Origin of the sequence: Psychrobacter sp. Sarcosine-3u-12, from assembly GCF_002836005.1 — a bacterium.
GTDB classification, from domain to species: Bacteria; Pseudomonadota; Gammaproteobacteria; order Pseudomonadales; family Moraxellaceae; genus Psychrobacter; species Psychrobacter okhotskensis.
On the sequence record NZ_PJBY01000067.1, the window covers coordinates 41,337 to 56,546 of the forward strand.

Sequence of the window (15,210 nt, forward strand, 5' to 3'; positions counted from 1 at the left end):
TTAGGGTTTGTTGAACATTCAAATGTGGCATTGGCAGTCCTAATATTTGAATGTTCAACAGACCCCAAACATCGACAGTTGTAATCAAAGGTAGCCACTCATGATCATTTTTACGCCAGCCACTACAGTAGTAGCAAGCAAAGCCAGTGCGAAAAAGTCTTACTTATTGTCTTTTGTTTTAGCGGCCAGTACGCTATTTACGGGCCTAATGGCGACTTCAGTGACGGCGCAAGCGGCTAGTTTGAGTGATTTATTTGGTAATCAAAACAGTGCTGCGAAGTCGAAGTTTCTGCCAGTCGATCAGGCCTTTCAAGTCGTCAGTAGCGGCAAAGCAACCAGCAACGGTACGCGCCTATCGATCGCTTTTGAGATTACGCCCGGTCATTATGTCTATAAAGACAAGCTTACCTTGAATTTTCCTAAGGGCGTGAGCGCGACACCATTTACCTTTAGTCAATCGCCCGTCTCAATTGATGATCCTACTTTTGGTAAGGTACCTGTATTTACCCAAAAAAACGTAGTGGCGACTACTACGTTGACCACTAATAACGGTAAAGGTGCCAAGAATGTACCAGTGATTATTGGTTGGCAAGGCTGCGCTAAAGCTGGCTTGTGCTATCCACCAGAAAAAATTAAAACCACGGTTAATATCGCTACGCCACGTAAATAGCATTTAACGCTAGGGCGTGTCGTCAATTAGTCTATGTGTTCATTGATGATGCGCCTTAGTTGAGTAGTTAAGCCGCTTACTCAAAAAGCCAGTCTGCCCCAACATTCGCTATAAAAAGGTAGTTCTTAATGTCTAAAAAGACGTCAATAACAGAATCATCATCAACGTCTGCCGCCAAAACGTCTGCTGCCAAAAACCATCTATTGGCATTTGCTATCGCTAGTGGCTCGCTGCTTGCTAGTATGACAGCGACCTCGATGACGGTACAAGCGGCTGGGCTTAGCGACCTTTTTAGTAGCGATAAAAGCGCTGAACAGTCGAAGTTTTTGCCGGTTGATCAAGCCTTTCAAGTCACTAGCAGCAGTAAAGGCACAACATCAGGCACGCGCTTAGCGATTAACTTTGATATTACGCCTGAGCATTATGTTTATAGAGATCAAATCAAGCTAAATTTACCAGCTGGCGTGAGTGCCGCACCATTCAAATTTAGCCAATCACCGGTTGCAATTGACGATCCTACCTATGGCAAAGTAGCTGTCTTTGACCAAGCCAATATGGTCGCGACGACGATATTAACCAGCAGTAATGGTCAGAGTATCAGTGACGCCGCTGTGACGATTGGCTGGCAGGGCTGTGCTAAAGCCGGTCTATGTTATCCGCCTGAAAAGATTAAAACGACCGTTAATATTGTGGCCTTACAACAGTCCGCTGCCGGTACTGCTAAGAACGCTAATAATCCAGCCAGCCAAAATAATAGCAAGGCTGCCATTGCAACCACATTGCCCGTAACAGCTCAGGCAAATAAGGCGAATGCTGTACCCTCTGAAGCCGAGCGGTCGCTGGTAGATGACGAGGTTATTGACTATGCCTTGATGGATGAAGGTACTTTAGACAGCGAAATCACAGCTATTAACACCCTCTCTGGCGCGGATACCAGCGTCGTAGGCGGGATAGCCAGCAATAATGGAGCGCTCGATAATAACAATAACAATAACAATGTCACTAATATTGATAGCAAAAATGTGGTTGCCAATGGCTTAGAAGAAAGCGACCCCTTTGGTTTGTCGACCCATCCTTGGTTGGCATTAGGCTTGTTATTTTTAGCAGGTTTGGGCTTAGCATTGACGCCTTGCGTATTACCGATGCTGCCCATTGTTGCTAACATCGTCGCTCGGCAGAAAAACCCAACGGTCAAAAAAGGCGTAATCTTAACCACCAGCTATGCGATAGGCGTGTCTATTGCTTACGGTATTTTGGGCGCGGTCATTGCCGTCTTTGGCGAGTCACTAGGTATCATTGGCTGGCTACAAAACCCCGTTATTCTAATCAGCTTCGCCATTGTATTTGTGCTGCTGGCACTATATATGCTCGGCGTTTTTACGATTCGTTTACCGCGTGCCATTAGCAGTAAGATGCAAGGCTTGAGCCAAGCCGGTGATAGTAAGTTGGGCAGTACGGGCGGCAGCTTGGTGGCTGGTTTCTTATCAGCCTTGGTGGTATCGCCTTGCGTGTCTGCACCGTTATTTGGGGCGTTACTAGCGGTCTCGACCATCGGTAGCCCACTGTTAGGGTTCGCTGCGTTATTTATGCTGGGCTTTGGTCTGTCGGCACCGCTTATCTTAATTGGCGCGACGCAGGGCAAAATCATGCCAAAAGCTGGTGAGTGGATGAATTGGGTTAAGCTAGGTTTTGCCTTATTATTATTCGCTGTGGCGCTATTATTGATTGAGCGCGTCTTCATCTCACCAGTGATGCTACTGGTTTGGGCGTTATGGTTTATGGTCGTGGCGACATGGGCGTGGAGCTGGATGGGTAAGGGTCGTATGCTGACCCAAGCATTGGCTTTGATTGCGGGTATTTGGGCGACGACGCTGGTTATCGGGGCAGCATTGGGAAATGATGACAGTCTACACCCTTTGGCTTCATTAAGCTCACCTATGATGGGGCAAACGACAAGTCAGACGACAGGAGTGAATAACGCCAGTCGTAATGCTAATGATGTACGCATTACTACCCTTGCAGAGCTAGATGTAATTACTGCGGCTAATCCCAAAGTCATTGTCGATGTGACCGCCGAATGGTGTATTGAGTGCCGCATTATGGATAAAAACCTATTCCACAATCGTCCTATGCAAATGCAAGATTGGCAATTGGTGCGCTTAGATATCACAGAAACTACGGATGATTCAAAAGCTATCTTGGCGCGTTATCAATTGTTTGGTCCGCCGACGCTGTTGTATTATCAAAACGGTCAATTGGTAAATAAGCAAGTCGGTGAAATCGGTCGCCAAGAGTTTGAGCAAACCTTAACAGAGTTGAATAATACCAACTCACTCTAACGCCCTAGTCAAAATATCCTAAAAACGCGACGGGGCTGCTGATATCCATTTTTTGTCGCCTCTGTCTGCGCAGGCACAGCAAGCAAAAAAATGGATATCAGTTATGCGTGATGGTTCGATATTATTTTTCACTGACTATATAACTAAAAACAAGCGAAAAGCCAGCATCTCCCTCGGCCTAACCGGTTGAGAAAGATGCTGGCTTTTTTATCGCTTATAATCCGGTTTCTTATGACTAATAATTGGTGTTTCTCTTGAATAAATAACGGATAGCAAAGCACACTTGCACGAACAAAGAGCGCGTTGCTGTATTCCTGAGCCGATAGGGACAAGGTGAATAATAATCTGAGCAATGATGGTGTGAATTATTTGGTAGCAGCAAAAATATAATTATAGTTATTAAGGTGTTATTAATTGAACATGTACTAGATTAAGTTCTGATAACGCTAGTATAATGAAGATAATTTTATTACAATAACGCAACAATATTGAAGCAATAACGCTGTGACCAATTTTTACTAAGAAGGGTTGTGAGCCACACGTCCTAATTATTTCCAATAATATATCAATATCTTTTTCTACCAACTTTAGCTTACCTGTTATTGATGCCATCTGCATTAGATAATCTGCTGGCATCAATGCCAACCATGACAAAGGACATATATGTTTGCCTATCTTACACCCCAGCATCATACTCGGCGCACCATGGTTATAGGGTCAAAGACTCAGCTCAGCATCGCTATGGGCATTGCTTTAAGTTGTACGGCTCTGCAAGTACAAGCGGCGAATAACGGTCAAGTTTATAATGAGATACCTGTAGCAGACGCCGCGGTTGAGTATGAAAGTGACAATTATGAAAACGACAATGCTCAGCAAGTGGTTTCTGAGCGTTTAAAAACCCCTAATAAACTGCTTGATCGCAGTAAGCTGTCGGATAAGGACTTCGTCGCCAAGCAGGCGGGATTGTTTTTTGAATGTACGCAAGTACAGACCAGTGCTGCCCGTCTTGCTTGCTTCGATAAGGTTGCTGAGCAAGGCGAAACGCCGAGCTACATAAATACCAAACAACCGCTAGATTTGGCAAAAACATTTAAAACGACTATTTCCGGTAATCCGCAAGTTGTCTTTGCTGAAGAGAATACGACTAATATTGTACAGACCAACAAGACAGATACTGGTCTACTGACCAATCAATCAGATTCTACTGAAAGTTTAGATACGGTTGGCTTGACGCAAAGAGAAGCAAAAGTCTTAGAAAACATTGGTGTCACGCAAAGCGATATTGAAAAATATACGCCGCTAAGCTTAGCCTATGACCTTGATAAAAACAGCGAACGTGGTACTTGGACGGTCAGACCGTACCGACCAACCTACGTGTTGCCGCTATTTTATACCTTTGATCCCAACTTAAACCCAGGGACGCCGTCTCAAGAAACAGAGTCTTTCTCTTCGAACGACATACGCGAGACCGAGCTGAAGTTTCAGTTGTCTTTGAAGACGAAAGTGGCTCAAGATTTATTTGATACCAGTGCAGATTTATGGTTTGGTTATACCCAAGAGTCGCACTGGCAGGTCTATAATGAGGATAACTCACGAGAATTCCGCGCCACTGATTATCAGCCTGAAATATTTTTGACCCAACCTGTGACAGCAGACTTGCCTTTTGGTGGTCGTTTACGCATGTTAGGGGTAGGCGCTATTCACCATTCTAATGGACAGGGAGATCCGTTATCACGCTCATGGAACCGTGCTTATCTGATGGCAGGCGCAGAGTGGGGTAAATTGTCGGTCATACCGCGTCTATGGGCTCGCGTGAATAACGAAGATGACAGTAGTGAAGACAACCCAGATATCGAAGATTATATGGGCTATGGCGATGTCAAATTTTTATATGATTTGGCCAATCAGCAGAGCCTAAGCGGTACTTTACGTTATAACCCAAGCACTAATAAAGGGGCCGCACAAATCGACTATACCTATCCATTATCAGAAAACGTCAATGGCTTTGTGCAGCTGTTCCAAGGCTATGGCGAATCTATTATCGATTATAACCATGAAAACACCTCGATTGGCTTTGGTATCGTGCTTAACGATTGGAAGGGTTTTTAGTATCAATACTTATCCTGACCATAAAGCATGCAGCGCCAAAGTATGCAGCACCTAGCCCCTTATCAAACCGGACTATGGCTGGCAGAGTATCTCAGTATACGCTGCCAGTTATGCCGCGTTCATCGCAGCACCTCTCAGTACTCAGCAAATACACCCAATTCCTTCTCTGATTCTTTGCCTAGCAATCATGCACTGATTGCCAATTTGCGTCATTTTTTTGATAAACGTTTAAACCACGGTCTGCTCTGTTCGCATTGTCATCAGAGTATAAGCTGGTTGCCCAAGCCCTTTCAGATAGACATTGCCGCTGGCAATACGCTCTCTATTCAAGCCGCGACTTATTACGATTATCCCATGCGCCAAGCGATTCGTGCTTTTAAGCATTCTGAGGACATGACCAAGCTGCCATTACTGCTACACGCTCTGCGGCAGCTGCCACGCCCGCACGGCTGTCATCATGATAACAGTGTGATTGTCGCTATGCCGACCACCGCTCAACGCTTGGTCAAACGCGGCTTTGATCCCGTTAGTATTCTATCAGCGCATTTGTCTAAGCATTGGCAGATACCACTGTGGCACGGGGTACAGCGTATTGATAACACTATCAGCCAGCAAGGACTGAGCCGTGCCGAACGCTTGAGTAATTTAGACAACGCTTTTGCATTAACCGACAAGCCACCCGTTAAGCGCTTAATTTTATTCGATGATGTCGCCACCACTGGTGCTAGTTTGCAAGCATTAGGACGTACACTGCACAGCTCATTCGGCGCTGCACCGCTTGATCAGCATCAACCCTCCCATGGATATCATCTTTTTGCCTATGCATTAGCGCACGGTAATCAGTGATAGATTGCCACCAATCTACTGTTCTATTGGTATCTACTATTATGTTGCTAATGTGTTACCTTACCGCTATATTATGAATATACCTTAGCTAAATTTGTTATTTCTCTGTATTTTTTAACATAACCGTTACTACAACACCATTTATCAATTTAAATGGAATAAAAATTGCAGTGCAATATTGTATAGAAGCCTTATAGATAATCAAAAACATGAGGCGAGCTATACCGGCTTCATTACTATAAAAATTAGGTATTTATTGCCTTTAAGAAATTAGAGCTGCACACAGCCATAAATAGGATTTGATGTGAACGCATCTGCGAAAACTTTACCCTACCAATTGCGAATGACCAGCTCAGGATTTACCCTGATTGAGCTGATGGTAACGATTGCTGTGCTTGCCATTATTGTCGGTATAGCAGCGCCTAGTATTAGTACCCAACTAGCCAATCAGCGCGTAAAGTCGACTACAGCTACTCTTGCTAATGCGTTAAAGGAAGCAAAGGTTGAGAGTATACTCCGTCGTCAAAATATAACTGTTATATACACGAGTACTAGCACACCTAAAACAATAAAGTTGCAAGCTGGTAGTGAAGATATATCTACCTATAATCTTAGCGCTAAAAGTACTGTTACTCAAACAATTACTCCATCTACAGTAACCAGTATTGTTTTTCAACCTAATAAGAAAATAGCCAATAATGCCACAGTAGTATATACCGTCTGTGATAGCGGCTCTAATAGCGAGACGCCTAAACAAATAAGTCTTACTAACATTGCTAATGTGAATGTTGTAAATGCTGGGAGCTGTTAATGAAGATTGAATCTACACAGGCAGGCGTAGGACTAATAGAAGTGATGGTTGCATTACTGCTGCTAGCTGTGGCTGTGTTAGGTTTTAGTGCCATGCAAATGTCAGCGATTAAGGCGACAGATGAAAGTCTGATGCGCACTCGATCATTAGCTATTATGCGAGGCGGCGCAGAGACGATGCGTACGAATCCTAGCGGTATTGCTGCTTTTAAGGCAGCGATAAACGGTACTTCAGACAGTATCAGTGTCGATAGCAAAACCATAACCAAAAATAGTTGTATAACAAGCGCTAATACTGCACCTACGGCTGGAGCCAGTTGTAATATCAAACAATTAGCGACGCGTGATGCGTTATTACTAAAGTCATATGCAAGTGCTAATGACATTAATATTGGTATGGTACCAAACGGTTGTCCTGGTACATCTGGCAATCAAGAACTTCAATGCTTTGTGGCAAGTTGGGGAGACACTACAGTTGAATTAAGTGATACTGAAGCTAAGGCCTGTGCCAAGGCAAATGGCAGTTATAAGAATGGTGCTGAGTGCTTTATTATGGAGGCTTACTGATGTCATATAATTATCAAAGCAGGTATATGAATGATCATCAAGTAGGCTTTACGTTAATAGAGCTAATGATTTCTTTAGTACTTGGTTTAATCGTATCTGCAGCCGTTATCCAAGTATACCTGATCAATGTGAAGACAAGCAGTATTCAGGCCAGCGGTAGTGAGTTACAGGACGCTAGTGTGTTCGGCTTACAACAATTAGAAAAAAGTATTCGCTTAGCAAATCTTGGTAATCCAACTACTAGAATTGATGGCACCACTCCTAATGGCGGTATTGTTTTAACGGGTCTGAATATTGGCGTTCCGAATGCACCGACTCCTTATCCCAATACAGGGTATTTGACCAGACGAGCAGGCGATACAGCTGTCGGTACGAACGGGTGGACAGGTATATCAAATACCAATACCAATAGTGATCAGCTGACAATTCAATATACCAATATAACAGGCGCTCCAATGATAGATTGTGAAGGGGCAACTGCTGCTGTCAATGATATCGTTATTGAGCGCTATTTTGTACGTCTGGCAACAAGTAACACCAGCACTACCGCTATTAAGGACCTAGTCTTAGCCTGTGATGCCGGACGCGCAAATAAAACTGGTGATATAGCTACTTTCACACCTTCATCTGATTCCAAAAATTTTGGTCAAGCAGGTCAAGAGTTTATCGTAAACGTTGATCAGTTTAAGGTGTTATTAGGGGCACAGTACACAACTGGGACTAATGCAGGACAGCTTATATATCTACCGAGTAGTGCCTACTTAGCGATAACGACTGATAAGCCAGTCATTACCTCTGTCAAGATTGGCTTAATTGTGCATGGCAGTACACCCATTATAGGGAGTGCTGAGCAGTCGGAATTTGCCCTGTTAGGACAGTTGCCTGCAAATAATAAACTGAAAACAGATAGCAGTAGTAAAAAGAAAGTCCGTAGCACGTATGAGACTACTACATTGTTACGTAACGCTCGTGTCGTAAATATAAATACTAGCCTATAGCCTATTGGTAAGGAAACTAAAAGTGATTCGACATCAGGATTTATCAAGTTCGACACAAAAGCGTATCAATATTGGCTTGGCATATCGGAGTACCGAGCGAGGGGCGACGCTAATAGTAGTCTTATTGTTTTTAGTGCTCATTATGTTGGCAGGCGCTATCGCAGTGAGACAAAGTACGACCGATCTCAAGGTAGCGACTAGTGATCAAATCAATACGGTATTATTACAGTCAGCGGATAGTGCCAACCAAAAGCTGGAGATGATGGTAAATGGTGGTGCAAATTCTGAAGGTTACAGAGATGTCACAAGCGCAACGGGCGCACTTGGTCATTTTTTGTTATTTGAAGATAATAAGACAAATGAATTTATCTATTGCTTCAATCCGCGTACACAGAGGTATCTGACAAAAGTGGCGACAGTTAGAGCGCCTGCTGGGGGGTATGTTGATGGTCTTAATAACGGCGTCTGTAATTATGCAAATGCATCCGGTTATACCAGTGCTAGACAGGCTGTTATGACGCAGATGAGTATTGCTCTAACACCTCCTAGTAATGATGCTACTCCATTTAAACATGTTGTCATTGGTAAAGAAATTGAAGATAGAACCAGTAAAAAGTATCAGTTTGATATTCGAGCAACATCTGCGCTACCAGCTTATAGTGAGCCTAAGGTAGGGAGTGATAAGTGTTTTGAACAGACCAGTATCAGTGCCAACGTTGCTTCAGGTAAAAAATCATTAAATGAATGCCTACTGGCCGCTAGCACACCCAGCAAAATGCTGTATGAGCAAGCAGATGTTGCAAATCTATCTTCTTCTACAGAATGTATCCCATTCGGTAGAGGGGGACAAGCAGGATGTGTATTAGCATCCTCACCTTAGTCTCCCTACTCATTTTATTATTTCCATAAAAGGATAGATGTCATGAAACGACTCAATAATGTATCGCCAGCTCGCGATAGTAAGGTATTACCACTCAAGTATCTGGTCGTGGTCATGGCATCGATGATGGTGCTGCCTGTTGCACAAGCTGATGTCGCGGGCAAAAAAATAGGCGATTTAGAGATCTATAAAGCGGCTGAAGGCGGTAAGACCACGATCACCATGATGCTCGATACTTCGGGTAGTATGGCAGCGAATGTCACTAAAGAGGCCTGTGACTTGCCTTCAGGTGTTTCAAATAACCAAGTCAGTGTCGATACTCAACCTTCTACTACCACGCCTAGCTATACTAAAAGATACTGTGAGCTAAACAACAGCAAGAGATACTATTATCGATTATCTCCTGAAGGTCAATGGTATCGCTGCGGCCCTAGTAATGGCTCTGGCGATAGCAGTTATAATTTTTCAATCTGTAATACTACAATCACTAATCCTTCCTTAGGTAGTGAGTATAGCTTTGTCACCTCTGGTTCTAACAACAGGTATTTTTATACCTCTACTAAGTATTATGATCGTTTAACTCGCCTAAAAGATGCTATTTTCACCCTATTGGATAGTAGCCTATTAGATCCTAATAAAGTAGCGATAGGTATTGGTCAGTACTCGACTCAGAGCGATGACGATAATGATTACGAAGGAGCTGATGGAAGTACTGGCAAGATATTAGTACCAGCCGCTTTAGTGAATACTACACAGCGTAGCTTAATCAAGACAGAGATTGGTAAATTAATTGGTGATAAGGGTACGCCAACCGCCAATGCCTATGCAGAAGTAGGTGCTTATATGTTAGGTACTAATACCTCTGCTTCTTCTTATAGTGGTTATGACGATTCGGTTTCTACCTCAAAAAGCGGTGGTCGTTATAATAGTCCTCTGTCATCACCCTCATCTTGTGATGGACGCGGTATCTACTTCTTAACTGATGGTAACCCTAACAGTTCTCCTAATCCTAACTATGTAATGCAATTAGCGTTAGGTGCCAATTCATTTAGCATACCATCAGTTACGCTTCCTAGTGGTAGTGAAAATAATAATGCCATGCCACAAGTCGGCGCATTTGCCAAAGCCTTACGTAATCCGGCGATCAATCCGCTAGGCACAGATAGAGAGATATATACCGCAGTCGTGGGCTTTGGTTCAGTGTTTAATGTCAATGCATCAGATATCGTCAACTTACCTTATACCAACCCCAAGACCGGTATCACTGCCAACCGTGACTTTTATAATTGTGCAAGCATCACAGACCTAGATGCGAGAAATGCCTGTAACTGGGGTGAAAAAGCACATCCTGATCTGCCAGGAGTTGGCGGCTATGGAGAGGGCGGCTTCTACTCAGCGCAGTCCACAGATGATATCGTCAAGAGTATTACGAGCTTTATCAGTGGCTTAAATCAGAACCTTCCTTCTACGCCCTCAGGCACTATCATTATCCCTGACGATCCGTATCGTGCGGACAGCCAACTCGCGGTTGCCTACTATCCAACCTTGCAATCCGATGTGGCAGGTAACTCAGTCATTTGGGGTGGTAATATGAAAAAATACCTCCTAAATGAAGGCACGCTCTATGGCAAGAGCAACTCAAAGCTATTTACTAATGTAGCCGGCGACCTAAACCCAAGTACTCAGGATTTATGGTCAGACAAGGACTATGGCGGTGCCAATAATGAAGTGAAATCGGGTGGCTTCTATGCGCTACTGAACACCCCAAACACTGGTGTAACATCGACCAGAACCCTATATGTCGAAGATTTAAACGGTACGACGCCAGTACTACGAAGGTTTGGGGTGAATGCCTTGGGCAAAGTCGTAGTAGATAATGCAGCATTGACCACTACCTCATTTAGCGATACGGCTACCTTTGACGAAATCACTTTAAAACGACTGTTGAACTTATTAGGATTCAATAATCTGCCGAATACAACAGTCAAAGATATGACTCTCACAACTGCTAATGCAACTGAAGCAATTAGAGTGGTTGGGGCAACCATTCACTCAACGCCAGCTGCGGTATCGTATTCCGCCACGTTAGATGATAATGGTAAGGTCACGGCGACGCGTGATGATTACGTATTATTTGGCTCGAGCGAAGGTGGTCTGCATCTCGTAGATGCTGATAATTATAGTGCTGGCGGAGATGGCGGAAAAGAAGATTTCGTCGTGATCCCAAGAGAGATGCTCATAGATAAGAGCAAATCTCTCGCCTTAGTTAATGATTCAAACAAAGCGGAGATAGGCTCACCGAACTTCGGTATCGATGCGCCTTGGCTGGTCAGTGCGGACTATAGATACGATCTAACCAATAACGTCGTGAATATCGCAACGGATGGTAATAAAGGTCTCTATGCTTATGGTGGTCTGCGTATGGGTGGCGAGGCTTTATATGGTCTTGACCTGACGACTAGAACCAGCCCAAGCATGATGTTCACGATCACGCCAGCCAAGGCAGGCTTTGGCCGTATGGGTCAGATATGGTCTAAGCCTACCAAGGCAAAGATAAGAACTAGCAACAGTACTAATGATAAAGGCACTAATGTCTTAGTGTTCGGCGGTGGCTATGACATGTGTTATGAGTATGAAAAATTCCAAGTTGGCGTAACCGATACCAGTTTAGGCACTTGCTCAGGTAAGACTAATGTAAAAGGTAATGACGTATACATCGTCAACGCTATCACAGGTGACCTGATATGGTCAGCATCTAGTAATGGCTCTCCATCAACGACAATCAGTACGATGACAAACAGTGTCGTCGCAGGTATTACTACCCTCGATCGTGATAATGATGGCTTTATGGATCATATCTACTTTGCCGATTTAGGTGGTCAGCTGTTCCGTGCTGACTTTACCAATGCTGGGTTCAAAACGCCAAGCGCCATTGGCTCGCCAGCGGGTACACCAACGCCGACGACCGCATTTGCCAATACGCGAGTGACGCGCATCCTCAAAGGGGCTTATAGCGGTACCGATACCAAATTCAATCATCGGTTCTATGAGCGTCCGGTGGTCAGCTTCCATCGTAACGCTCAAAGTAACAGTTTATTTGCGCTCGTAAACGTCATCTCAGGTGATCGTAGCTCACCACTCTCAAAGATACGTGATCTGAGTAAGTCAGATAGACTATATGGGATTATGGATACCGATGTGACCAAACCAGATAGCTTCTTTTATGCGAGTAACTTTACCACGACAGCAGCGGCTGATGGCGGTCAGATGATATCAGACTTAACTGCTGATAATACCACTACCAGTAATCTAGTCGAGCTACCGAGTAGCATAGGCACTCTCGGTGCAGCAGGATATACACTAGCGCAAAAAAACGTAGTCAGTGATCTGATGCGTCAGGGTACCAAGCAGGGTTGGTATTATCCACTGACTCGGTTCGATGGCTATGGCAATGTACGCTATACCAAAGGTATTGGTAAATCAGAAGTCATCGATAGCTTCTTATATACGACAGCATATAATCCAGACATGAGCTATGGCTCAACAAACACTTGCTCAGCCAAAATCGTCGGTGGCTCAGAGCGTCAGCTATACTGCCTACCATACGGTATCTGTACCGATCCCAAGTCCAAAAACGGTACCGGCGGCTTTGTCAGAGCAGGTAAAGGGCTACAAGAGCTGACCCTAGGCCCTCGTAGCTCGACATTGTCGAACCAGCGTTTGCTCATCGGTACTCGTACACTGGCAGAGCGTGCGACAGATCGGGTGGACTTCGGAACGGATACTGGAAAAGACGCCTATAGTCCGCTCAATGAAGTACAGGGCTTAGCAGAGGAGATTCTCGGCAGTGGTAGCGCTCCTGAGTTGATATTTAACGAACGTTATACGCTACAGCCTAAAACTTGGTATGAAGTAGACTGATAGGATAGTCGAATGAATGTGAAAGCGTTAAAACGACAGTTAGGATTTACGCTTATAGAGCTGATGGTAGTCATTATGATAGTGGCTATCCTAGCGGCGATCGCGATTCCATCTTATCGGCAGTTTGTGGTACGTAATGCTGAGTCACAAGCGCAAGCAAGTATGCAACAGTTGGATATAGAACTAAACCGTTGGCGTGCTAGTGCTCTGACTTATAAAGGTTTTATACCAAAAAAACAAGCAAGTGACGGCACTTTTAGCTATGCATACGATGAGACTGATAACCAGACTATCTATGTCCCTAGAGGTAGTGATAGTACCAATTTCTACTATATGATTACCTTAGTCGATGGTAGTACGGGTAACACCTTGGCTCCGGCAGGTACGGGTTATTCTACTGCGGGTAGCTCATGGCGCATATTAGCCGAGCCAAGCACCTCCCTTGAGAATTCAAGTGCGCAAATTTTTCTGCTCAGTAGTACTGGCGTACGCTGTAAAAGCAAAGATAGAACAATCACCGCTGCTTCGACTAATTGCGGCACAGGTCAGGGGGATTGGTGATGATAGCAGTGAAGTATAGTCATAAAGAGATTATAAAAAATCAGCGTGGCTTTACATTGATAGAAATGATGATAGTCGTCGCTATTATTGGTGTTTTAGCGGCGATTGCTTATCCCAGTTATCAGCAGTACGTTATTAAGACTAAACGTACTGACATGATGAGCGAGATGCAAAACATCGCCTCAGAGATCGAAAGTCGTAAATTGGCACAAGGTAGTTATAGTGCGATTAGTGCCGCTGTCAAAACAAACTTTGCCACTGCATACCCAAGGCAGGGTACTGCACTATATGATGTTACTATTAATCCAACCCCGCTAACACCCCCTAATAATATATTGACTAACAAATGGATAATCACTGCCACGCCAAGAACTGGTGGTCAAATGGCCAATGACGGCAATCTTAGTCTCAACTATCAGGGGATTAAATGCCGTGGGAGCAATTGCAGCACTGGTGATGACTGGAATAAATGACGATTATTGTATCAGTAATGTAGAAACTGACAAAAATTGTCAGATGCGTTTACTTTTCACTCCCAGAATATAGCCAGATTGACAATTTTCAGTAGGTTAGCAGTAACATTGGTAGCTCTATGTAAGTATTATAAGACAATAAATGTCTAAGTGATGCCAAAATTAGGAGTTATAACCTTATTTGGGCTATAAAAACAATAATAGCGACGTTTTGGCACGCTACCTGCAGCAGTTATAGTAAGAAAGAAATTTATCATATCCCTAATGATAAGATGCGCCAATATCAACAATTAGCCACTTTATCTTTATATACCCCAAAAGGAATTCTTATGAACACTGCACAAAAAGGTTTTACCCTAATCGAGCTAATGATCGTTATTGCTATTATCGGTATTTTGGCTGCGATCGCTCTGCCGGCATATCAAGACTATACAGCTCGTGCAAAAGTAAGTGAAGTAGTATTGGCAGCATCGACATGTCGTACTGCTATTACTGAAGCTTCTCAAACAGGTTTAAGAACTACTCCTGCAGGTAATGATTTTGGCTGTGGTGAAACAGGCTCGGGTGCAGGTGCAAGTGGTGTTTCTAAATATGTAGAGAAAATTGCTACCGATGCAAATGGAGTTATTACCGTAACTGCTCAAAATATTAACCAATTAGGTACTGGTGTGAACTTGGATTTAATTCCATATACTGACGCTAACACTGCAGTAGATACAAATAAAGCAGTAGCAGCAAATTTCAACCGCGCAACTGTTAAGCCAGTTGTTGCATGGGAATGTAAATCAAGTGCGACTAATGGTATTGCATCTAAATACTTACCATCATCTTGCAGATAGTAATATCTAATTAGCCTTTATTACCCCATTAAAAAAGCCAAACATAACGTTTGGCTTTTTTAATGGGAGAATGACTTAGTACTATAGACTAAATGTGAGAATACTAACAGTTATCTTGATTTATCTCTATTCTAATAAATAGCTATATCTAATTGATTTCTTTAATTTAGGTAACGTCATTATGATTTTTGATTCAA

12 protein-coding genes are annotated in these 15,210 nt (G+C 43.6%); all 12 read left to right on the forward strand.

Annotated features, from left to right (window positions below):
• Positions 1–100 precede the first annotated feature (100 nt).
• The 12 genes from CXF65_RS01385 to CXF65_RS01445 all read left to right on the forward strand — a co-directional run bounded on the left by CXF65_RS01385 (position 101) and on the right by CXF65_RS01445 (position 15,013).
• Entirely contained in the window at positions 101–670 is a 570-nt protein-coding gene (locus CXF65_RS01385; protein WP_101210758.1) for a protein-disulfide reductase DsbD N-terminal domain-containing protein, read from the forward strand.
• 128 nt (positions 671–798) lie between these two features.
• Positions 799–3,009 (forward strand): protein-disulfide reductase DsbD domain-containing protein, encoded by a 2,211-nt coding sequence (locus CXF65_RS01390; protein ID WP_101210759.1) that lies wholly within the window; start codon positions 799–801, stop codon positions 3,007–3,009.
• Between the two features lie 663 nt (positions 3,010–3,672).
• Positions 3,673–5,118 carry a phospholipase A gene (locus CXF65_RS01400; protein ID WP_101210761.1) on the forward strand — a complete coding sequence of 482 codons (1,446 nt, stop codon included), beginning with the start codon at positions 3,673–3,675 and terminating at the stop codon, positions 5,116–5,118.
• A 42-nt stretch (positions 5,119–5,160) separates the two neighbouring features.
• The gene (locus CXF65_RS01405; RefSeq protein ID WP_198551940.1) at positions 5,161–5,964 is read left to right on the forward strand and encodes a ComF family protein; all 804 of its coding nucleotides are present in this window, start codon (positions 5,161–5,163) and stop codon (positions 5,962–5,964) included.
• Between the two features lie 304 nt (positions 5,965–6,268).
• Positions 6,269–6,775 (forward strand): GspH/FimT family pseudopilin, encoded by a 507-nt coding sequence (locus CXF65_RS01410; RefSeq protein ID WP_227523175.1) that lies wholly within the window; start codon positions 6,269–6,271, stop codon positions 6,773–6,775.
• Positions 6,775–7,341, forward strand: coding sequence for a type IV pilus modification protein PilV (gene pilV / locus CXF65_RS01415; RefSeq protein ID WP_101210762.1), 567 nt, complete (start codon positions 6,775–6,777; stop codon positions 7,339–7,341). The genes CXF65_RS01410 and pilV overlap by 1 nt, the downstream gene beginning before the upstream one ends.
• A gap of 26 nt (positions 7,342–7,367) precedes the next feature.
• Positions 7,368–8,339: a PilW family protein gene (locus tag CXF65_RS01420; RefSeq protein WP_227523176.1), complete on the forward strand. Its 972-nt coding sequence runs from the start codon at positions 7,368–7,370 to the stop codon at positions 8,337–8,339.
• A gap of 22 nt (positions 8,340–8,361) precedes the next feature.
• Positions 8,362–9,219 (forward strand): PilX N-terminal domain-containing pilus assembly protein, encoded by an 858-nt coding sequence (locus CXF65_RS01425; protein WP_101210764.1) that lies wholly within the window; start codon positions 8,362–8,364, stop codon positions 9,217–9,219.
• A 42-nt stretch (positions 9,220–9,261) separates the two neighbouring features.
• On the forward strand, positions 9,262–13,140 hold the full coding sequence (locus CXF65_RS01430) for a pilus assembly protein PilY (RefSeq protein ID WP_101210765.1): 3,879 nt from the start codon (positions 9,262–9,264) through the stop codon (positions 13,138–13,140).
• A gap of 12 nt (positions 13,141–13,152) precedes the next feature.
• On the forward strand, positions 13,153–13,701 hold the full coding sequence (locus CXF65_RS01435) for a type IV pilin protein (RefSeq protein WP_101210766.1): 549 nt from the start codon (positions 13,153–13,155) through the stop codon (positions 13,699–13,701).
• Positions 13,701–14,174, forward strand: a complete 474-nt coding sequence (locus CXF65_RS01440; RefSeq protein WP_101210767.1) for a type IV pilin protein — start codon at positions 13,701–13,703, stop codon at positions 14,172–14,174. Before CXF65_RS01435 ends, CXF65_RS01440 begins: the two co-directional genes overlap by 1 nt.
• Positions 14,175–14,503: 329 nt before the next feature.
• Positions 14,504–15,013 (forward strand): pilin, encoded by a 510-nt coding sequence (locus tag CXF65_RS01445; protein ID WP_101210768.1) that lies wholly within the window; start codon positions 14,504–14,506, stop codon positions 15,011–15,013.
• Positions 15,014–15,210: the final 197 nt, after the last annotated feature.

Bases quoted from the DNA above. Each gene is read 5' to 3' on its own strand.
- CXF65_RS01385 (WP_101210758.1), top strand. From the start codon at position 101: ATGATCATTTTTACGCCAGCCACTACAGTAGTAGCAAGCAAAGCCAGT.
- CXF65_RS01390 (WP_101210759.1), top strand. From the start codon at position 799: ATGTCTAAAAAGACGTCAATAACAGAATCATCATCAACGTCTGCCGCC.
- CXF65_RS01400 (WP_101210761.1), top strand. From the start codon at position 3,673: ATGTTTGCCTATCTTACACCCCAGCATCATACTCGGCGCACCATGGTT.
- CXF65_RS01405 (WP_198551940.1), top strand. From the start codon at position 5,161: ATGCAGCACCTAGCCCCTTATCAAACCGGACTATGGCTGGCAGAGTAT.
- pilV (WP_101210762.1), top strand. From the start codon at position 6,775: ATGAAGATTGAATCTACACAGGCAGGCGTAGGACTAATAGAAGTGATG.
- CXF65_RS01420 (WP_227523176.1), top strand. From the start codon at position 7,368: ATGAATGATCATCAAGTAGGCTTTACGTTAATAGAGCTAATGATTTCT.
- CXF65_RS01430 (WP_101210765.1), top strand. From the start codon at position 9,262: ATGAAACGACTCAATAATGTATCGCCAGCTCGCGATAGTAAGGTATTA.
- CXF65_RS01435 (WP_101210766.1), top strand. From the start codon at position 13,153: ATGAATGTGAAAGCGTTAAAACGACAGTTAGGATTTACGCTTATAGAG.
- CXF65_RS01440 (WP_101210767.1), top strand. From the start codon at position 13,701: ATGATAGCAGTGAAGTATAGTCATAAAGAGATTATAAAAAATCAGCGT.
- CXF65_RS01445 (WP_101210768.1), top strand. From the start codon at position 14,504: ATGAACACTGCACAAAAAGGTTTTACCCTAATCGAGCTAATGATCGTT.